This window comes from Dialister sp., from assembly GCF_051885895.1.
GTDB lineage: Bacteria > Bacillota > Negativicutes > Veillonellales > Dialisteraceae > Dialister.
In genome coordinates, this window is sequence record NZ_JBJEXP010000079.1 from 1 (window position 1) to 21000 (window position 21000).

16 protein-coding genes are annotated in these 21000 nt (G+C 41.1%); all 16 read left to right on the plus strand.

Going from position 1 to position 21000, the window contains the following annotated elements:
- On the plus strand, positions 1-1362 hold a 1362-nt coding region (locus ACI4N7_RS06695), incomplete at its 5' end, for a phosphoethanolamine transferase (protein WP_439732578.1).
- A gap of 37 nt (positions 1363-1399) precedes the next feature.
- The gene (locus ACI4N7_RS06700; RefSeq protein ID WP_439732579.1) at positions 1400-2533 is read left to right on the plus strand and encodes a glycosyltransferase family 2 protein; all 1134 of its coding nucleotides are present in this window, start codon (positions 1400-1402) and stop codon (positions 2531-2533) included.
- A gap of 61 nt (positions 2534-2594) precedes the next feature.
- Complete coding sequence (locus tag ACI4N7_RS06705; RefSeq protein ID WP_439732580.1) at positions 2595-3824, plus strand: O-antigen ligase family protein; 1230 nt, start codon at positions 2595-2597, stop codon at positions 3822-3824.
- Between the two features lie 77 nt (positions 3825-3901).
- Entirely contained in the window at positions 3902-5101 is a 1200-nt protein-coding gene (locus ACI4N7_RS06710) for a glycosyltransferase (RefSeq protein ID WP_439732581.1), read from the plus strand.
- A gap of 80 nt (positions 5102-5181) precedes the next feature.
- Complete coding sequence (locus ACI4N7_RS06715; protein ID WP_439732582.1) at positions 5182-6852, plus strand: PIG-L family deacetylase; 1671 nt, start codon at positions 5182-5184, stop codon at positions 6850-6852.
- Positions 6853-6906: 54 nt separating this feature from the next.
- On the plus strand, positions 6907-8280 hold the full coding sequence (locus ACI4N7_RS06720; RefSeq protein WP_439732583.1) for a CDP-glycerol glycerophosphotransferase family protein: 1374 nt from the start codon (positions 6907-6909) through the stop codon (positions 8278-8280).
- 18 nt (positions 8281-8298) lie between these two features.
- Complete coding sequence (locus ACI4N7_RS06725; protein WP_439732584.1) at positions 8299-9021, plus strand: IspD/TarI family cytidylyltransferase; 723 nt, start codon at positions 8299-8301, stop codon at positions 9019-9021.
- 14 nt (positions 9022-9035) lie between these two features.
- Positions 9036-10112 carry an NAD-dependent epimerase/dehydratase family protein gene (locus ACI4N7_RS06730; protein ID WP_439732585.1) on the plus strand — a complete coding sequence of 359 codons (1077 nt, stop codon included), beginning with the start codon at positions 9036-9038 and terminating at the stop codon, positions 10110-10112.
- 77 nt (positions 10113-10189) lie between these two features.
- Positions 10190-11365 carry a glycosyltransferase gene (locus tag ACI4N7_RS06735; protein WP_439732586.1) on the plus strand — a complete coding sequence of 392 codons (1176 nt, stop codon included), beginning with the start codon at positions 10190-10192 and terminating at the stop codon, positions 11363-11365.
- Positions 11366-11471: 106 nt separating this feature from the next.
- Positions 11472-12704, plus strand: coding sequence for a nucleotide sugar dehydrogenase (locus tag ACI4N7_RS06740; RefSeq protein ID WP_439732587.1), 1233 nt, complete (start codon positions 11472-11474; stop codon positions 12702-12704).
- A gap of 879 nt (positions 12705-13583) precedes the next feature.
- Positions 13584-14225: a YigZ family protein gene (locus tag ACI4N7_RS06745; protein WP_439732588.1), complete on the plus strand. Its 642-nt coding sequence runs from the start codon at positions 13584-13586 to the stop codon at positions 14223-14225.
- A gap of 255 nt (positions 14226-14480) precedes the next feature.
- Positions 14481-14909, plus strand: coding sequence for an Hsp20/alpha crystallin family protein (locus ACI4N7_RS06750; protein ID WP_439732589.1), 429 nt, complete (start codon positions 14481-14483; stop codon positions 14907-14909).
- Positions 14910-15350: 441 nt separating this feature from the next.
- Complete coding sequence (gene bioB, locus ACI4N7_RS06755; protein ID WP_439732590.1) at positions 15351-16349, plus strand: biotin synthase BioB; 999 nt, start codon at positions 15351-15353, stop codon at positions 16347-16349.
- A gap of 150 nt (positions 16350-16499) precedes the next feature.
- Complete coding sequence (gene bioB, locus ACI4N7_RS06760) at positions 16500-17501, plus strand: biotin synthase BioB (protein WP_439732591.1); 1002 nt, start codon at positions 16500-16502, stop codon at positions 17499-17501.
- A 415-nt stretch (positions 17502-17916) separates the two neighbouring features.
- Positions 17917-18900, plus strand: coding sequence for a biotin synthase BioB (bioB, locus tag ACI4N7_RS06765; protein ID WP_439732592.1), 984 nt, complete (start codon positions 17917-17919; stop codon positions 18898-18900).
- A 225-nt stretch (positions 18901-19125) separates the two neighbouring features.
- Entirely contained in the window at positions 19126-20946 is a 1821-nt protein-coding gene (locus ACI4N7_RS06770; protein WP_439732593.1) for a subtype A tannase, read from the plus strand.
- The last annotated feature ends 54 nt before the right edge of the window (positions 20947-21000 follow it).

A 21000-nucleotide genomic window follows, 5' to 3' on the forward strand; every position in this document is an offset into this window, starting at 1 on the left:
TTCTATATCATTACAGAAACAGCATGGACGATTTTTACTTCTACAGATATGATTTCCGTTCTTCTGACTAATGGGAAGGAAGCCATGGAATTTCTGCAGTCCCATCTGGGATTGGGGCCTTTAGTTTTGATTCTGGTAGTATTTGCAGTCTATATGGCACTGATTGTTTGTCTTGTCATTCGAGGCAGTAAAATTGAAGCCAGAGAAATTACATATTCTTCTCGAGTAAGAAAAATTATCGTGGCGGTCCTGGTGCTGGCATCTTTTGTGACAATTGCTCACTGGATTCCCCGTATATTCCCTGCCTGGCCTTATCATGTTGCTTACAAATATCTGATGAATTCTCGGAAGGCAGCAGATGCCCATAATAAAAATCTGGAGGAGTTTTCTTTTATAGGGCCTAAGCCCGATAAATTACCTGGTACAGTTATTGTGGTTATTGGAGAAAGCGCAAATCGGAATCATTTAAAAGCATTTAATGAGAATTATCCAGCTGATACTACCCCATGGCTTTCCAGCCAAAAAAATAATAAAAGTTTTTATCTTATGACGAATGCTTATACTAATTATCCTCTGACTGCACAAGCTCTTTCATTATTTTTATCAGATTCAAACCAATACAATCAGCTTCCATTGGATAAAACAGTAACAATAACTGACGTAGCAAATAAAATCGGATATGATACTTATTGGATAAGTAACCAAGCAATGTCTGTAGATAATATTATGCTTGCTGTCAGTGTGCAAAGCTCAAAACAAGTATTATGGACAAAGAAAACAGCAGGTGATGATAAGCAGGTCATAAATTTATTAAAAAACATACCTAAAGAAACCAGCAATTTCATTGTCATCCATTTGGAAGGAAGTCATGATCGATATAAGGACAGGACACCACCCGATTTTGATAAAATAAATATAAGTGGTAATTCAACTAAGGTGAATGATTATGATTCCAGCATTAAGTATACTGATGAAGTCCTGAAAGGAATTTATCAGTATGCAAAAGATAATATGAATCTGCAGGCTTTGGTGTATTGTTCGGATCATGGAGAAGATATGCAATATTTCCATGGAGGCAGCCGTTTTACATGGGATATGACGTATGTTCCAGCCTTTGTTTATCTGGCTCCTGGTTATGAACATATGTATCCTGAAATTGCCAGGAATCTTGAAGAAAACAGGACTCATGTTTTTACGAATGATCTTATTTTTGATACGGTCTGCGGTATTCTCAATGCACCTAATACCGGATACAATGAGAAGTATGATTTGACGAGCAAATCATATGGATTAACCAGGGAAGACGCAGTAACAAAACATGGTGCGATTCATATCTCTAATGATCCAGCACTAAATGAATAGGATACATAATTGAATTTTGATTAGGAGAACTTATAAAATGAAAGACGATTTAGCCTCTATACTTGTATCGGTATATAATAAGGAAGAATTCTTGCCTAAGTGTTTGGAATCATTAAGAAACCAGACATATAAAAATATTGAAATTATCTTAGTAGATGATGGCTCTACGGACGATTCATTAAGTGTTTGCAAGCAGTTCGAGGAGATGGATCCAAGAATTAAAGTGATTCATCAGGAAAACCAGGGCCTTTGTGGCGCAAGAAACACTAGTTTGCAAAATTGCAGTGGAGACTATATATTTTTTGTAGATCCTGATGATTATGTCGATTCTTCTTTAGTAAAAGATACTATATCTGCTATGAAAAATTCCAATGCAGATATGGTTTTATTTGGAGTTAATATAATGAAGGGCGAAAAATGCACTGGAGGGAGGGATTGGAATGTAAATTTAAGTTCAGATCAATTAAAGATTATCTCTGGCTGCATAAATGGATGGGAACTTTGGGGACGTGCATACCGTCGTAATTTATGGAGTGGCGTGCTCTTTAATCCTGAATTAAGGACAAGTGAAAATGTTTATGTTACAGGGATATTGATGGAGAAAGCAAAAAAAGTAATAGCACTGCCCAAACGATATTATTACTGGCAAAGAGCTCCTCATGGAAGTATTGTACAAACTAGAAAAGCCAAAAGTTATAGAGATGAATGGATAGGGTGGAAACACAGTAAGGATGCAAATTCTTCTCCCTTATTCAAAGAGATTTGTGATAAGCGAATTATGATGTCTGCTACTACTGCACTTTTAAAAAATAAGAAAGATAAAACTTTGACTAAGGCACAGCAAAATGAGATTCAAAAATATTATAATACTCATTCAGACATTCCTTTAGGAGATGCAGCCGCAATTTATTATAGATATATGAAGGAAATTTTAGTATCCAAAATCAGCGGTAAAATATCAGAAAAGGCTATAAAAAGTGCTTTGAAATTATATGCCGTTAATTCTGTTCAACGAATTTTGTCAGACGATGAGGAAGCTGCCTTAATACATCTAATTATATTGCATAGAACAAATAACTTGCATGCTGAATATAAGTTGTTACAAAATGCCATTATTCATAGCAACAGTTTTATTTATAAACTGGTAGGGATAATTTTAAAATTAAAATAACCATGCTTAAAATAATGAAATAGAAAAGTTTCCATAACACCTGCGAAAGGAAATATAAAGAGTGGATAATAATAAGATTTATAAAACTATACCGGAATTAATTGCTCTCATTATGACATTACTACTTACGATAGGATATAAATTTTCATTATGGAGCAAATTCGCTTTGGCAGTTATTGTCCCCTTTATTTTAATTGATATATATTTTAACCATAAAAAAATAAAATTATCTATTAATAAACATATATTATGGGGATTTATAATATTTAGTATATTAATTATATTAGCTGGAGCAGTAAATAAGGATTGGTTAAGTATAAGAAAAGCCTATAAGTATATTACTTATGCTGCGCCTTTTTTCATTTGCATTTATTTAATGGAAAGATTTGATGTGAATCGTGGAATTCGTATTGGAATTGCATGTTCTATGATTGTTCTTTGTGGTAGTGGAATTTATCAATGGTATATATTACATGACTCTCGCATTATAGGAATTTTTGAAACTCCCAATGCACTAGGAATGACATTGGAATTGATGGTACCATTTTCGATTTCTTTTGTTGTACTTTCTAGAGAATATTATTTTAAAATCTTTTGGGGATTAATTTCTATAGTAGCGCTAGTTTGTATATATCTTACAGGATCAAGAGGCTCTGTCTTTGGGTTCGTAGGAGGAGCTTTTGCTACATACATTATTTATTTATTTAAATACAACTGTGCGCTGAATTTAAAACAAAGGGGTTTAGCACTAGTAGCTGGTATAATTATTTTAATTATGGGTGGCATCGCTATGATTGGCGTTAATTCATATCGTTCTAATGCAACAGGCGGAGAAAGAAAAATAATGATCGAATCAAGCTATCATATGTGGCAAGATCATAAATTTTCTGGAGTTGGTATGGCTCATTGGAAAGAAAATTATTATGGACAGTATCGACCAGAAGGACAGCATGAAAAGGGGTTAGATATGCCTCATAATCTGATTATTTTTTATATGTCTACTACTGGAATTATTGGAGTTACTGGTTTTGGTATTTATATTTTGTTTACGCTACTTGGAATGTATAAAATAGTTAAAAATGATATACATGTAAATTATGTCCATGCTGCAGGGATATGTATTTTTTGTGGGTTTGTTGTAATACATGGATTGGTTGATGGAACAATTATAAATACAAATATATCTAAAATATTTTATTTGCTGTTAGGATATGCAATATCATTAAATGATATAAAAAATATTATAGATAATCCAAAAGATGAAAACCATATAAGAGAGGCACAGTGCTAAATAAAATCACATAATAATGCGATTTAGGGATTTAATAAATTTAGCATGTCCTGATGATGATAGAGGAGCTTTGTGGTATGAATATATTAATATGCTATCCGGGAACAATTGAAAAAAGTGGGGGAATGCAGTTTATTTGTGCACAATTTGCCAATGCCATGCATGGACGAGGACATCGAGTCGCTGTTTGCTGGTATGGAAGTAATAAAATTAAATCTTTTTATCATTATTCAAATCAGATAATGTTCTTTTCTCTTCGTCCAAGCAGGATACCTTTGGCTATGGATTACCATGATGTAGGGAAAGATGTTCCTTTTATGAGTAAAACGGTACGGGAAACTTTGAGACTTTTTAGCAAAAAAGCTTATCGCAAGTGGAATGACCATTGTAAACAGGAAATACTATTCCCACAACTTCAAGAAATTGTACATACATTTCAACCTGATGTTATTATTTCTTTTAGCTCAGATATGACTCGCTTCTTAGGAACTATCATAGAAAGAATACCTACAATATCAATGATTCATACTGATCCAAGTCATGTTTTCGAAGACAGCTATTTTGGTGAAATAGCTGCACTTCGAAAAAGTTATGCTATTCAGGTTCTGTCGCCTTCTTATATTCAACTGGTGAAACAGTACTGCCCTGAAACAAGGATTGTATATATACCTAATCCGGTGAAACAGGTAAGACCATTGGCGGATTTATCAAAAAACAAAGATAAATATTATATTATTGATGTAGCACGAATAAATAAAAACAAACAACAACACGTTCTTATTGAAGCGTTTGCTCGCTTGGCTGAATATTTTCCAGAGTGGAATTTAGAATTATGGGGAGATAATAAAACTTACAGTACATATGTAAATAGTCTTATGCAGTTGATAAGAAAGTATCATTTGGAAAACAAAGTTACTCTTTGCGGTATTACTAATAATGTGGAAGAAGTTTATCGTAAAGCCGATATATTTGCATTTCCAAGTGCATATGAAGGATTTGGCTTGGCTTTAGTGGAAGCCATGAGTGCATGGCTTCCTGCTTTGGCCTTCAAGACATGCACATCTGTTAATGAATTAATAAAAGATGGTAGAACTGGGTTTCTTGTAGACGAAGATGTCGATTCTTTTGCTAATAAACTTAAATATCTGATGAAAAATAAAGATGTCAGGATTCAGTTGGGGAAAAATGCACAGTTGGAAGCTGAAAAGTATGCTCCTGCTCATGTCTGGAGCGCATGGGAAAAATTATTAGATGATGCCAAGTTAAGTTTAGGATAAGATTCTGGATATATTTTTAATTGTTATCTTTTGCGATATTGTATAAAAATTTGTGTATAAATGAAAATGGAGGGATAGATATGGATAGTTTTTCTTTTACATATAGACAGTATTGCAAGGATAATTCTTTAATGATTATTGTTCCCCACGAAGATGATGAAATAAATTTAGCAGGTTCTTCAATTATTACTGCTTGTCAAGAAAATTTGCGAGTTATTTGTGTTTTTTTAACAAATGGTGACTGGGAATATCCGGCTTTTGTTCGAATTAATGAAGCTGTGAAGTCACTCAAGATTATGGGGGTTTCAGAAGAGAATATTATATTTTTAGGCTATCCGGATGGAGGAGCAGCGGCTGAGAAGTCGATCTTTAGGATTAGTGCACCAAGAGAAAATCAAGAGCATAAAGAGACATATGGTACAGAAACTCATCCTGACTTTGCATATTCTAATCATGGTAGGCATTCTTCATATACTTGGAAGAACCTTTTATGTGATCTTGAAAATGTTATTCTTAAATTTAAACCTGGAATAATTTTAGCAACTGATTTTGATCGGCATCCTGATCATCGAATGGCAAGTATTGCCTTTGATACTGTAATGGGTAATATATTAAACGATTATTATGCGAATGGTAAATATTTACCTGTTGTATTAAAAGGATTTTGCTATTGTACCGGGTTTGAATCTGTTGCTGATTTTTATGGAAGGCATCTATTATCTTCTGTTGTCAATAAGGAAAAAATCCAAAGTAGCAAATTTGATACGGATAATCCAGTATATGAATGGGATAAAAGAGTGCGGATTCCGGTTCCAATTGAAACAAGATTGGATTTGAGACATAATTTGATTTTTAAAGCACTCTATGCACATGTATCACAAAAAGCAATTTGGAAGCATAAGCCGGAAAAAATTATAAATGGGGATCAAGTGTTTTGGTATAGGCGTACCGAGAATCTAATTTATAAAGGAAAAGTTAGTGCATCATCCGGAAATACTGAATATCTCCATGATTTTCAGATGATGAATACATTAGATATCAGAAGAGAAAAAACGATATATCAAGAATATTTATGGGTTCCCGATAAGGACGATACCGAAAAATGGTGCAGGTGTGATTTTTCTCGACCTCAGCATATAGAAGCAATTGCTTTTTATGGAAATTTGGATAGTGAAAATAGAATTTTAAAGGGACGCCTTGTCTTTAGTACAGGATATAGTTGCGAGGTTGGTAAATTTAATAAGATTGGTCGAGAAACACTTGTTAAGGTAAACCCTCAGGAAAATGTTAAATGGGTTAAGTTCGAAATAATTGAGAGCGAGGGGAATCAAGCAGGCATATCAGAATGGGAAATTCTAGAAAATATGAATGCACGTATTCAAGTTATACAAATTTGTGTAGATGGGAATTTTGCATATGACTGGTATGTATACCCTGATGAAAGTCCCGTTATCTCTGCATATACTTATGGAATTTATAGTGAGGTAAATTGGTTCATTGATGGTCAATGTACTACACTTAACGAAATTAATAAATATGTGAAACAGACAAAAAGAAAATTAAGAATTAGAGCCGAAGTAAAAGACAATCCGAATTTATGGTCAGAGGCAGAAATAATTCCAGCCAGTAGCTCTTATCAAATTCGAAAGAAAATAGGAAAGTCCTTAGATAAAACATATGTATATCTGGAGAAACAATTTCAAAAAGTTCCGCATCATAAATTGAGAAGTTTAAAAAATAAAAAAAGATAAAAGTTATTTTATCAGATATAAGATAAATTTTATGCTTATGTGGAGGGATATATTATGCCTAAGTATAAATTCCATATTCGTAAAAAGTTTAAAGCATACTTAAAACTATACTCTCGTTTTTCCTCCTTACGCAAAAATAATATAAAACTTTCACCTGAAAAATTATCAAGGATAAATTATCAGGATTTATACCAATTGCATTATATTTTAAATTATGATCAGTATAATCGGATTATGCATCAATTAGAGAACATAAATGCTGAATATCTGAGGAAAAAGGATAAAATTAAAATTTCTTTTGTGCTGCTGGATTCAGCCATGTGGTGTGGTGATGAGTTATATAAAATGTTTTCCATGAATCCTAGATATGAAGTGAATGTGCTTCTGTGCGAACCTAAATATGCATTAGCCCCATCGGCAAAAATGAATTTTTATTCTGGCGTAGAAAAATTAAAGCAATTTGGAATTAATGTTAAAATTGTGAGATTTAATGATGATTTTTATCCGAGCGCAGATATTTTATTTTTTTTAACACCATATTTTAAAGATATTAATAAGGGATTATCTCTTCGCAATTTGCCTCTCACTAAGTTAATCGCTTTCATTGATTATGGGCTATATACATCTGATTGGGGGATTAAGGGAGATTTTTCTATCCGGTATGTAGAATGGAGAGAATTCGTTGATACCAAATGCCGTCGGGATGATATTATTCGATTCTTATATCGAAAGGGAGATGGTATAGTTTATACTGGATATCCACGAATGGATATATTCTACCGGGATCAAGAAACACGTTATCAATGGAAAACGGTAAACCCAGCTGCAAAGAAAATTATCTGGGCTCCGCATTGGTCTATTGATAGTGGCATAAAATTTGCAACTTTTCAGAAAAACTATAAATGGTTTTATGAATATGCTAAAACACATCCAGAAACTACATCATGGGTTGTTAAACCTCATCCGGAATTAATGAATTCAGCGGTAAAAACAGGGATTTTTAAAAACGATGAAGAATATCGTAATTATATGAACGCCTGGAATTCTTTACCGAATGCTAAAGTAGAAACAGGGGCATACTATCAAGATATTTTTAAAACATCCGATGCAATGATTCTTGACAGTGGTTCTTTTACTTCGGAATATGTATATACTCATAAGCCGGAATTGTTTTTGACTCGTAAAACAGATAAATTTAGTACAATAGGACGGGCCATTATAAACGCAATATATACTGCAGATGGAAGTGATTTTAGGCGTATTCAGGACTTTATTGAAAATGTTGTTATAAAAGGGCAAGATCCACGTAAAAATGCATGTGAACAAGTCTTTAGAAAATATTTGGATTATTATACAGATTTAGGAAAACTGGCAAGTGAGAATATTTATAATGTGTTTTTCAATGAGTTTGAATATCGTAAATATTAAAGTCCATGGAGGGCAATTATGAATATAGCAATTATTATTGCAGGTGGTTCAGGGCAAAGGATGGGACAAAACATTCCTAAACAATTTATTAATGTTTATGATAAACCTGTGATTGTATACACTTTAGAGGGATTTCAAAGACATCCCCAAATTGATTGGATAGAAGTTGTTTGTCTAAAAGGTTGGGAAAGTGTTGTTTGGGCCTATGCTAAACAATTTAATATTACAAAATTGAAGTGGATAGTACCAGGTGGAAAAACAGGGCAAGAATCTATTCGTAATGGAGTTTATGCATTAGAAGATAAAGTAAACTCAAATGATATGATAGTGATTCACGATGGTGTTAGGCCGTTAGTTGATGAGGCGGTACTAACTGATGTGCTGGCAGTGGCGTATAAATATGGAAATGCAGTTACATCTATGCCTTATAATGAACAAATTTTTGTAATAAATAAAGATGATAATGGAACGACAAACCAATATATACCAAGAGAAACTTTAAGGCGTGTGTCTACTCCACAAGCCTATCGATTCAGCTTGTTGGATTTGAAATACCATGAGGCATTTGAAAGAAAAATAGGTATTTATGGATCTGCATATACCAATACAATGATGGTTGAATTAGGTGTTACTTTACATTTTGCATCCGGTTCGGAACGTAATATCAAGCTTACGACTAAAGATAATTTAGAGATGTTTAAGGCTTATTTAAAAATGGAAAAAGATAATTGGCTGAAATGAGGCATAGTATAAAAATGGACACTAAGAGAATATTTGATGATCCCTTACTGAAAGAAGATGTTTCAAATGTTGCAGCTTTAAGTTTGCCATGGGATAAGCTGAAAAATAAAGTAATAATGATATCAGGAGCAACTGGTTTGATTGGGACGTTTTTAATTTATGTATTACTGATGCGTAATACTGAAAATGCAATGAATTGCCAAATATACGCACTTGGGCGGAACAAAGAGAAAGCCGTAAGGAAATTTGGGGATTTTCTTAATAGACAAGATTTAACTTTTATTCCTTGTGATATCAATGAATCCTTAAAAAAAGCTGATATTCCTCATGCTGATTATGTTTTACATTTAGCAAGTAATACGCATCCAATTGCTTATGCTACAGATCCTATTGGGACAATTATAACTAATATTATAGGTACAAAAAATTTGCTGGACTATTGTGTGAAAAATGCTGCAACAAGATTTGTCTTTGCATCATCTGTTGAAGTCTATGGTGAAAATCGTGAGGATGTGGATGAATTTGCTGAAGATTATTGTGGTTATATTGATTGCAATTCGTTGCGGGCTGGCTATCCAGAAAGTAAAAGATGTGGTGAGGCGTTATGTCAGGCTTATATTAAGCAGTCAGGAGTGGATATTGTTATTCCACGATTTGCTAGAACCTATGGGCCTACGATGCTTATGAATGATAGTAAGGCAATTAGCCAGTTCATTATGAAAGCTATACATAAGAAAGATATTGTACTGAAAAGTAATGGCATGCAGCATTATTCTTTTTCATATGTTGCAGATGCCGTCTCTGGTTTGTTGACAATAATGCTAAAGGGTAAATGCGGTGAAGCTTATAATATAGCGGATATAGGATCTAATATATATCTTAAGGAGCTTGCTGAATTAATTGCTACCTCTTGCGGAAAAAATGTTATTTTTGCAGAACCGGATGCTTTAGAACAAGCAGGTTATAGCAAAGCAACTAAGGCATGCATGGATTCTACTAAATTGCAAAAACTTGGATGGAAGGCTCATTATAACATCTCTACAGGAATACAAAGGACGATTGAAGTTTTACAAAGATTAATAAAAGAATAGAGAATATTTAATTTGATTGCAATAAAACATAATAGTTGTTAGTTGTTGTCAATATTTTAATTTTGGAGATATTATCTATGAATATCACTGTGGCTCACTTTGGCACACATTACGTAGATATGCCGGGAGGAGTAGAAAAGTTAACCTGCTATCTTTCTAGTGACTTAGTAAAGAAAGGGTATGACATAACTGTTTTATATCGAGATGGCAAAGAAGGAATGCCATATTTTCCGATTGATCCGAAAGTTAAGCAATTTAATATTCTTTTTGAAAAAGGGCATAAGATTGTTTTTGAAAAATTGCCGTTGCTTTTGAGAGTATATCGGGAATTTATTCGTATTTTTAGCCAAAAGAAAGCACAGGGAGTCAATGCAGAATTCAAAGGAAGACAATATGGTCCCCGAATTCGTCATTTTTTGAATCAGTATCCGGCAGATGTTATCCTATCTTGCTCCGCTCCATCCACTAAATATGTGATTACTGATGGAGAATATAAAGGTCCCGTAATTACTATGTTTAGAGGGGATCCAGCTGTGCAAATGCCTCTTCTTTCATGGGAAGAGAGGGCTGCTGTTGCGAAAAGTGCAGCTATCCAGGTATTGTGGCCATCAAAAATTGATATAGCCAAAAAATATTTTCCCAATATTCCCGTTGTTGCTATTGGAAATGCGATTTTCCCTGCTGTTGTACAAGCCCAACCGGGTAAACTAAAGAAACGATATTTGATTTCTTGTGTGGGAAATATTTCTGGAAGAAAAAATCAAAAGCTTTTAATGCATGCTTTTGCTTCTATTGCGAAGCAATATTCAGATTGGTATTTAGAATTTTGGGGAGAGAAAAGCTCCCTTTATGCCCAAAGCATGGAAAAAGAAATCAAAAAAAAACATCTAGAAGACCGTATTTTTCTTAAAGGAAAAACTAACCATATTGAGGAAGTTTATAGCAGAAGCGATATTTTTTGCATTCCTAGTAAAAGCGAGGGATTTCCGCAGGGATTGGCAGAGGCTATGTCATCTGGATTACCATGCATTGGTTTAAAAAAGTGTGGTGGAACTAATGAGCTTATACAAGATGGAATTACAGGATATTTAGTGGATGATGATGCAAATGCCTTGGCGAATAGGCTAGAAGATCTTATAAATAATGGAGCTAAAAGGCAATCTATGGGAAAAGAAAGCAGAAAAATTGTCTCGCAGTATGAACCATCAAAGATGTGGGCGTTATGGGAAAAATTAATACATGATGTATGTTAGTTTTAATTGCTATCATTTTATTCATGAATCCATTTACAAAACTGCGAAATGCGTAAAATGATTAATTATTATAAAATTATTTGATGTTTAAATTGAGGAGGCAGTCATGAATATAGCAGTAGCAGGAACCGGTTATGTGGGGCTTTCTTTAGCCACGCTTCTTTCGCAGCACAATCATGTGACGGCGGTGGATATTATTCCGGAGAAGGTGGATATGGTGAATCATCGGAAGTCACCTATCCAGGATGAGTATATTGAAAAATACCTGGCGGAGAAGGATCTGGATTTGACAGCTACTCTGGATGGGGAGACGGCGTATCGGGATGCGGAGATCGTGATTATTGCCACGCCTACAAACTATGACAGCCAGCGGAATTTCTTTGATACTTCTTCGGTGGAAGCGGTGATTCGGCTGGTGATGAAGTGCAATCCGGACGCCATCATGGTGATTAAGTCTACCATTCCTGTGGGATATACAAAGGAAATCCGGGAGAAAATGGGATCCAAGAATATTATTTTCAGCCCGGAGTTCCTGCGGGAGAGCAAGGCGCTCTATGATAATCTCTATCCCAGCCGCATTATTGTAGGAACTGATTTGGCGGATGCCCGTCTGGTGAAGGCGGCCCATACCTTTGCCCATCTGCTGCAGGAGGGAGCCATTAAGAAGGATATTCCCACCCGCTTTATGGGATTCACGGAAGCAGAAGCAGTAAAACTTTTTGCCAATACCTATCTGGCCATGAGGGTTTCTTATTTCAATGAACTGGATACCTATGCGGAAATGAAGGGACTGGATACTCGGGAAATTATCGATGGAGTATGCCTGGATCCCAGAGTCGGTGAATTTTATAACAATCCTTCTTTTGGCTATGGCGGCTACTGTCTGCCCAAGGATACGAAGCAGCTGCTGGCGAATTACAGGGATGTGCCGGAAGATCTGATTGAAGCCATTGTGAAATCGAACCGTACGAGGAAAGATTTTATCGCTGACCGGGTGCTGGAAAAGGCAGGATATTACCATTCAAATAGCACTTATGATGCGGCGAAGGAGAAGCCTGTCACCATCGGCGTATATCGGTTGACCATGAAATCGAATTCTGATAATTTCCGTCAGAGCAGCATTCAGGGAGTCATGAAGCGGATCAAGGCCAAAGGGGCGGAGGTCATTATTTATGAACCGACCCTGGAAGATGGCAGCACTTTCTTTGGCAGCCGCGTGGTAAATGATCTGGCGAAATTTAAAAGGGAGAGCTGTTCCATCATTGCCAACCGCTATGATGAGGTGCTGGATGATGTGAAGGATAAGGTGTATACCCGGGATATTTTCGAAAGGGATTGAAAAAGCGCCATTTTCCATAAAATGAAAATAAAACAGAGCGGTACGGTTGGAGCATCCGCATGGATGTAGAATGAATCCACTGTACCGTCTGTTCTCTCCTAAAATGGCTTTTGCATGATAGAGCTGACTGTTTCACTTTTCCTATATAAAAAAGTGGGTTGGTAAGGTCGATGGGCAGGTGTTCGGAGAGTGCAATCAGGGCGCAGGGCGTTGGATGAGCGCCCAGGACGGAAGTTGGTTCTTTCGCCGCACATGTATGAGTTAATAACAAATCAGAAACATAGAAACTTTACTATTTGATATTTGACTGGATTGCTTTTTCTGCTATACTAAGGACAGAGGTAAGAAAGGACTTATCTCCACCATCTTGCCAGAGGAAATCCTGCTGCTGTCTGCATATAAACCCCGTTTGTAGATTCGTTTTAGCATCACAACCTCAACGATTCATGTGTTTTTCATAGTCAGATGAAATGTAGAACCGAGTTTGAGTTCGTTAGTGATGGCGGCAGGGACAATGAATCCCCTCCTTCCTCTGGCAGCATTCTAAGGAACCGGGTTTCCCGGTTTCAAAAACGCCTTCGTTCCCCGCAGACGAAGGCGTTTTTCCTTGCCTTTTTTAGGAAGCACAGATTCATTTCCGGGAGTCCCAGGAAGCACTGATTGATTCATAGGGTCTGCGCTCATAAGAATTTTTATGCGCTGCTTCGGCAGGAAATTCTTAAACAGCTCGTGATTTGCATCATCCCATTCTGCATGGCATAAGAGTTCAAGAATGAAATCAGACAGTGATTGAATCTGCATTTCTGCGGTCAAAAGACAGTATCCCATGGCATTGGTATCTTTTGGCTCATGGTACAATGAAAGAAAAAGGAGGTTCCTATGCTTATTCCTTATGCGGCTCCGGCGGAGCCATTTCACAGAGAGACGGAAGTGAAAAAGTCTGTTTTTATTGCCCATCTGGTGCCTGTTACCTCAGAGGAGGAGGCTGTCAGAGTGCTGGAGGATTTCCGGAAGCAGTATAAAGATGCCACCCATAACTGCTATGCCTGGCGGATCGGCACCGGGAGGGTGCTTGAGAAATCGGGGGATGACGGGGAGCCCCAGGGAACGGCGGGGCATCCCATGCTTCATGTGCTGCAGATGCAGCAGCTCACGAATCTGCTGGCGGTGGTGACGCGGTATTTCGGCGGGATCAAGCTGGGCGCAGGCGGACTGACCAGGGCGTACAGCTCGTGCCTGGCAGAAGCGGTGAAGGAGGCACCTGTGGTGCTGTATACGCCTCATATCCGGTATCGCCTGACTCTTCCTTACAGTGCAGTAGGCGGGTTTGAAAACTATGTGAAGGATAAGGACATTATTGTAAAGGACAGGCAGTTTACCGACCGGGTGACGATGGAATTTCTCTGCCTTCCGGAAAATGGAAGTGCTCACATCCGTTTCTTTACAGATCTCACCGGCGGAAAGGCAGCCGTAGAGGAAATAGGGGAGGAGTACGTGAAGATGGAACGGCCGAAGCGCTGAAAACAGAAGAGCTTTTTCATCTTTTTATTGAAATAATAGTCAATAGAACAAATTAAGCAGCTGAAAAAATACAGATATAATCGTAAAAGTCAAATGATAAAAATAAAAGTCAAAAATATTTTAGCACTCTATTGACAAGAGTGCTAAAAGTGCTATACTATAGTTGTCAGGAGGAAAGGGAACCGGACAGGGAAACCGGAAAGGTTCCCGGACACCTGAACATTAACATATAAAATAAAAGGAAAGAGGTCTTTGATGATGGGCAGCTTGATTCCATTTGACGGTTTATTTGGTGACAGTGTTCTGGATCATTTCTTTGATGATATTCCTACAGTTTATAAAGATTATGTGGCTGTACCGAAGGTTGATATTGAGGATCTGAAAGATCGCTATGAAATTACCTGCGATATGCCCGGGTTCACAAAAGATCAGGTTCATGTGAACTATGAAAACGGCATTCTTTCGATTGCCGCTAAACGGGAAGATCAGAAAGAAACGAAAGAAGAAGACAGACATTATATCCGCCGCGAGAGAGGCGCTGTTGGATTCCAGCGTCAGTTCACGGTGAAAGGCATTAAGGAAGACGGGATTACCGCCAGCCTGAAAGACGGTGTGCTGAAGATTTCTCTTCCGAAAGAGGATCCAAAGCAGGTAGAACAGTCTCATCGGATTGAAATCGGCTGATCCTTCCCAAGGCGCCGGTCCATCTGAGAAATCGGACAGGGCGCTGTGAGTGTGGATTCCAGGTGATGTGAATGACAATGATTCCATTGTGAGAAACCTGCCGTCTGAAGCACGGTCAGGCGGCAGGTGTTCATCCTTTATTTCAATTGCTTTTCTTACAACTTATTTATCTCCCTCCCAATTCTAAATTCTATTTGTTCATGCAAAACTACCCCTGAGCAGAAGCCTTCGGAAAGAGCAGTTCCTCTTTCCGAAGGCTTCTGCTTTTTCTATTAGGTCAAAAGAATGCCTGGGGAAGGGAAAATTCTATCTGTAATGTCAACTTATTGTTAACTATACGTAGAAACGCAATTGACAGATTACATTGTTTATTTTATACTTATCCATAAGGTAACAATTTGAAACGGCAGGTGCTCCATTTTTTGAAAGGAAGTTTTCATCATGGATAGTGCTTGTGCAGAAATTATCAAATTGGCTGAGAAAGTCATGGATGGCGGTGAGATAACAGAAGAAGAAGCAAAAAAATTAATCCGTACCAAAGATGAGGATACCATGCTGCTTCTGGCCATGGCGGATAAGATCCGTCAGAAGTTCAACGGCAATGCGGTGGATTTCTGCGCAATCATCAATGCCAGGAGCGGTCATTGTCAGGAAAACTGCAAGTTCTGTGCCCAGTCGGGCTGGTACCATACGGGTGCCAAGGTATATCGTCTCCTTCCGGAAGATGAAATTCTGGAAGCGGCAAAGAAAGCCAAGGCAGCAGGCGCTGTGCGCTTCTCCCTGGTCACCAGCGGACGGAATCAGGACAACCCCAATGAGTTTGAGGAAATCATCGATATTGTAAAGAAAATCCGCGAGCAGGTAGGCATTGAAGTCTGCTGCTCCCTGGGACTCATTACCAGGGAACAGGCCATTCGTCTGAAAGAGGCGGGCATTACAAGGATCCACTGCAATATCGAAACAGCACCTTCCTATTTCCCGGAAGTGTGCTCCACCCATACCATGGAGGATAAGGAGGATATCATTCGTACGGCCCAGGAAGCAGGCATCCGGGTATGCTCCGGCGGCATCATCGGGCTGGGAGAGTCCCTGGATCAGCGGGTAGAAATGGCCTTCAAACTGAAAGCCATGCATATCGATTCCGTGCCCATGAATATCCTGAACCCGGTGAAGGGGACGCCGTTCTATACGAACCGCCGTCTGCCGCCGCTGGAAGTGCTCCGTACATTTGCCATGTTCCGTTTTGTCCTTCCAAAAGCGCTTATCCGCACTGCCGGAGGCCGTGAGGTCAATCTCCGGAGTCTGCAGGCCTATGCGCTGACCGGCGGTCTGAACGGCATCATGGTAGGAGGCTATCTTACCACCGGCGGGCGGGATCCGAAAGAGGATATCCGCATGACCGAGGATCTGGGACGTTCCATGACGCAGCCTCAGCTTTGATTCATCTATTTCAACAGACAATTTCATAAGGATAGAAATATTCCGCACCATTGTGAAACACGAATATTTCTATTACGCATACACGTAAGGTTTTATCAAGGCAAGACCCTGTCATAACGGCAGGTGATTTTATAAAAGGAGTGGTTTGCAATGGAAAGCAGCTGTGAACAGATTTTAAAGTGGACTGAAAAGGTTTTAAACGGCGGGGAACTGACCGAAGAAGAGGCAAAAGCCCTCATCCGTACCAGGGATGAAGACACCATGCTTCTTCTGGCCTGTGCTGATAAGATCCGTCAGAAATTCTCCGGACGGAGCGTGGATCTCTGCGCTATTATCAACGCCAGGAGCGGTTCCTGCCAGGAAGACTGCAAATTCTGTGCACAGTCTGCCCGTTACCATACAGGCGTAAAAACCTATAAATTCCTTCCGGAAAATGAGGTCATTGAAGCGGCTAAGAGGGCAAAGAAAGCCGGAGCAGCCCGTTTCGATATTGTTACTGCAGGCCGTGACCAGAGAAATCCGAAGGACTTTGCGGAAATTCTCGACTTAATCCGTCGTATCCGCAAGGAAGTGGGCATCGAAGTATGCTGCTCCCTCGGATTCCTCACGCAGGAACAGGCATATCAGCTGAAAGAAGCCGGTATCAGCCGCCTGCACTGCAATATTGAGTCAGCGCCTTCCTTCTTCAAGGAAGTGTGCACCACCCACACAGCGGAGGAAAAGGCGGAGAATGTGGCCCGTGCCCAGAAGGCAGGCATCCGTGTGTGCTGCGGCGGTATCATCGGTCTGGGGGAATCCCTGGATCAGCGGGTGGAAATGGCTTTCCACCTGAAGGAAATGCACATCGACGCAGTGCCGCTGAACGTACTGAATCCGATTCCCGGTACGCCTTTTGAGCACAATAAGCGCCTTTCTCCCCTGGAAATCCTCCGCTCTTTTGCTATGTTCCGTTTCGTCCTGCCGAAGGCCCAGATCCGTACAGCCGGCGGCCGGCAGATCAACCTCAGAAGCCTGCAGTCCATGGCTCTGGCCGGCGGCATGAACGGCGTAATGATCGGCAATTACCTCACCAGCAAGGGCTCGGATCCCCAGGATGATATCACCATGCTTCACGATCTGGGACGTACCCAGACGGCGCCGAATCTGAACTGAGAGATAGTGGGCTGTTGTGCTAGTGTACTAGTGTGCTAGTGGACTAGTGAGTTAGTGGGACAGTGGGAAGGTTGTCCGCTGTTTGCGGAAGGACGTCAAACTTTCGGACGTCAGAAGGCTGTATTTCCGACCGCAAGAGGGTTCAGGCGCCTGTGGCGCCCGGGTTCAAGCAGCCACCGGGCTGATGCCCTGGGCTGTCTTGGCTCGGCCCACAGAGCGGGCCGGTTCAGAGGGTAGTTATAAAGCCCACTCCATGGAGGAAGGGTGGGTGCCCCCGGCGCCACTTTATATGCACCCGCAGGGCGCCACCACCACCCTTTGAACCCTTTGAACCAGCCCGCCTCTGGCGGGCCGAACCCTTTGAACCCGGAACAGCTTCGCTGCTCCCATAACAGGAAGAAGTGAAACATACCATATGGATGAAAACGTGGAATATATAGAAAATTGTATGGATAAAGTCCTTGGCGGCAGTGATATTACCAGGGAAGAAGCGGGAAGGCTTTATGAAGCGGGGAAAAAAGAGCCGCTCTTTCTCATGGCAGCTGCGGATAAAATCAGAAAGACGTTCTGCGGAGACAGAATGCGTTTCTGCAGCGATGTGAACGCCAGGAGCGGCCGGTGCACAGAAAACTGCAAATTCTGCGCCCAGTCCGGCTGGTATCACACCGGGGTGAAGGAATATCCTCTCCGAAGCCCGGAAGACCTGCTTCATGAAGCAAAGCAGGCGGAAGCATACGGTGCTGAACGGTTCGGCATCGTCACCAGCGGGAGAGGACAAAGCGACCCCGTGCAGTTTGCCTCCATTGTCAAAGCGGTAAAGCTGATTACAGAGCAGACAAAGCTTTCTGTATGCTGCTCTCTGGGCCTTCTGACCGATGACCAGCTGAGACAGCTCAAAGAAGCGGGCTGCCAGCGGATTCACTGCAATCTGGAAACGGCAAAGCGCTATTTCCCGAATATCTGCACCACCCATACCTATGAAGAGAAGGAAGATCATATCCGCCGGATTCAGAAGGCGGGTCTGGAAGTCTGCTCCGGCGGCATCATGGGCCTTGGAGAAACGGATGATGACCGCATTGATATGGCCTTTGCTCTCCGCAGCCATCATGTCACCAGCGTACCGCTGAATATTTTCAGCCCGATTCCCGGTACGCCCTTTGGCAAAAATAAACCGCCGAAACCGGTGGAGGTGCTTCGTATGTTTGCCCTGTACCGGTTTATCCTGCCCCATGCGATCATGCGCGTCTGCGCAGGACGGGAGACAGCCCTCCGAGATCTGCAGGCCTTTGCGCTGGCGGCAGGCCTCAACGGCGCCATGATCGGCGGCTACCTGACCATTGCCGGCAGGCCTCCGGAAAAGGACAAGCAGATGGCAGTGGATATGGGAAGAACCCTTTGAGTGAACGGCAGAAATGGCTGTGCCCTGTGTCGGCAGGGTAGTTCTGTGAATGCCGTTTTTAAAGGCCGCCTTTTGCGGCCCTCTTGCTTTTTTCTTTGGAATCCGCTACAATAATGCTGACCTTAAGTAACATTTGGGTAATATGGAGAATTGAATGCCGCAGACGCCACCGGTGAGTCTGCGGTTTCTTTTTTATCCTTTAAGGGATAGAAAGCAGGAGAGTATATGAACAGGAAAAAAGCAGCAGTATTGACAGCCTTTATGGTGACTCTTTCGTCCGCTTTCTGCGTTACATTTTCCGCAGTACAGGCACAGGGGACAGAAAACGCTGTGGTTTCACAGAAGGAAAGCTCCCTTCATGTGGATAACCGCAGATGGAATTATGATGAGGCCAATGATATTTATTACCAGATAGGCCTGGTATACTGTGAAAATCCGGCAGCCGAGGAGTATGAGTCCCTGGCGGTATATGTGCCCGGCGCTTATATGAAAGGCGTGAAGAATGCAGACGGCACCTATACCTGCACAGTGAATGAAGAAGCGAAGGTCGGCGATTACACAGCGAAAACGGCACCGGTGGTCATGCCGGTGAATACCGGAGGCTACGCTGCCCAGAAGGCGCCATCCTCTTATGCGGCGGACGGCCTTTCCACCTATCTTTCCCAGGGATTTGTGTATGTCTATGCCGGCTGCAGGGGAAGGGACAACGGTGTCAATCCTGACGGCACGGCCTTTGACGGCGGCGCGCCCTGGGGAGTAACGGACCTGAAAGCAGCTGTGCGGTACCTGCGCTATAATGACAGCCTGATTCCCGGAGACAAAGACCGGATCTTTACCTTCGGCCACAGCGGCGGCGGTGCCCAGAGCGCCCTTATGGGGGCTACGGGGGACAGTGAGCTTTATACGCCCTATCTGAATTCCATTGGCGCCCTTATGAAGGATGATGAAGGGAAAGCGATCAGCGATGCCATTGACGGCGCCATGTGCTGGTGCCCGATTACCAATCTGACCCAGGCGGATCTTGCCTATGAATGGATGATGGGACAGTACAGCACCGAAGGCACAAGAGCCTACGGCACCTGGACCCGTTCCCTCTCCCGGGATATGGCCAGAGCCTATGCGGATTCCCTGAACCGCATGGGACTGAAGGATGAGAAGGGAAGAAAACTTATTCTGGCACCCTCTGCAGATGGAATTTATACAGCCGGCTCCTATTATGACTATATGAAGCAGACCATTGAAACATCCCTGAACCATTTCCTGCAGGACACCACATTCCCTCTGACCACAGGACAGGATGATTTCCATGTGGACGGAGCCTTCCCGGGTCAGGGAAAGCAGGACAAGCCTGATTTCCCCATGAGTCCCAATGGCAAACCCATGATGATGGAAAAGGAAGAACCTCATACCTATGCCAGCGCAAAAGAGTATATTGATGCGCTGAACGGGGATGATCCCTGGATTTCCTATGATGAAAAGACCAATACTGCCACCATTTCTTCCGTAGAGGCCTTTGTCACTCACATGAAGAAAGCCACCAAGGCAGTGGGTGCCTTTGATGACCTGCAGAGAACCCAGGCGGAAAACCGTCTTTTTGGAAACGGAGAGCAGAATGCCCTTCACTTCGATGGAAACATGACCTTCCTCATGGAAAAAGGAAAGGACACCTACAAGAATTACAGTGACTACGATGACTCTATCCGTCAGGCCTATGAAGGGGATATGAACAATGAGGATGCCCTTCATATACCGTCTCTGACACGCCAGCTCATGTATGATCCCATGACCTTCATCCTGGTGCCGGAGGGCGAAAAGAAACCGTCCACTCTGGCCCGTCACTGGCGCATCCATACGGGAATTTCCCAGGGGGATACGGCGCTCAATACGGAAATGAACCTGGCTCTGGCCCTGAAGCAGAGAGCAGATGTGGATGATGTGGAATTTACCACCGTATGGAACAAGAAACATACCATGGCGGAACGGACAGGAAGCAGCACCGACAATTTCATCGACTGGGTGAAGGAAGTTACAAAAGCGGAAAAATAGTAAATCGCAAAAGAAAAGACTGTCCCAAGGAGAATTCTTTGGACAGTCTTTTTT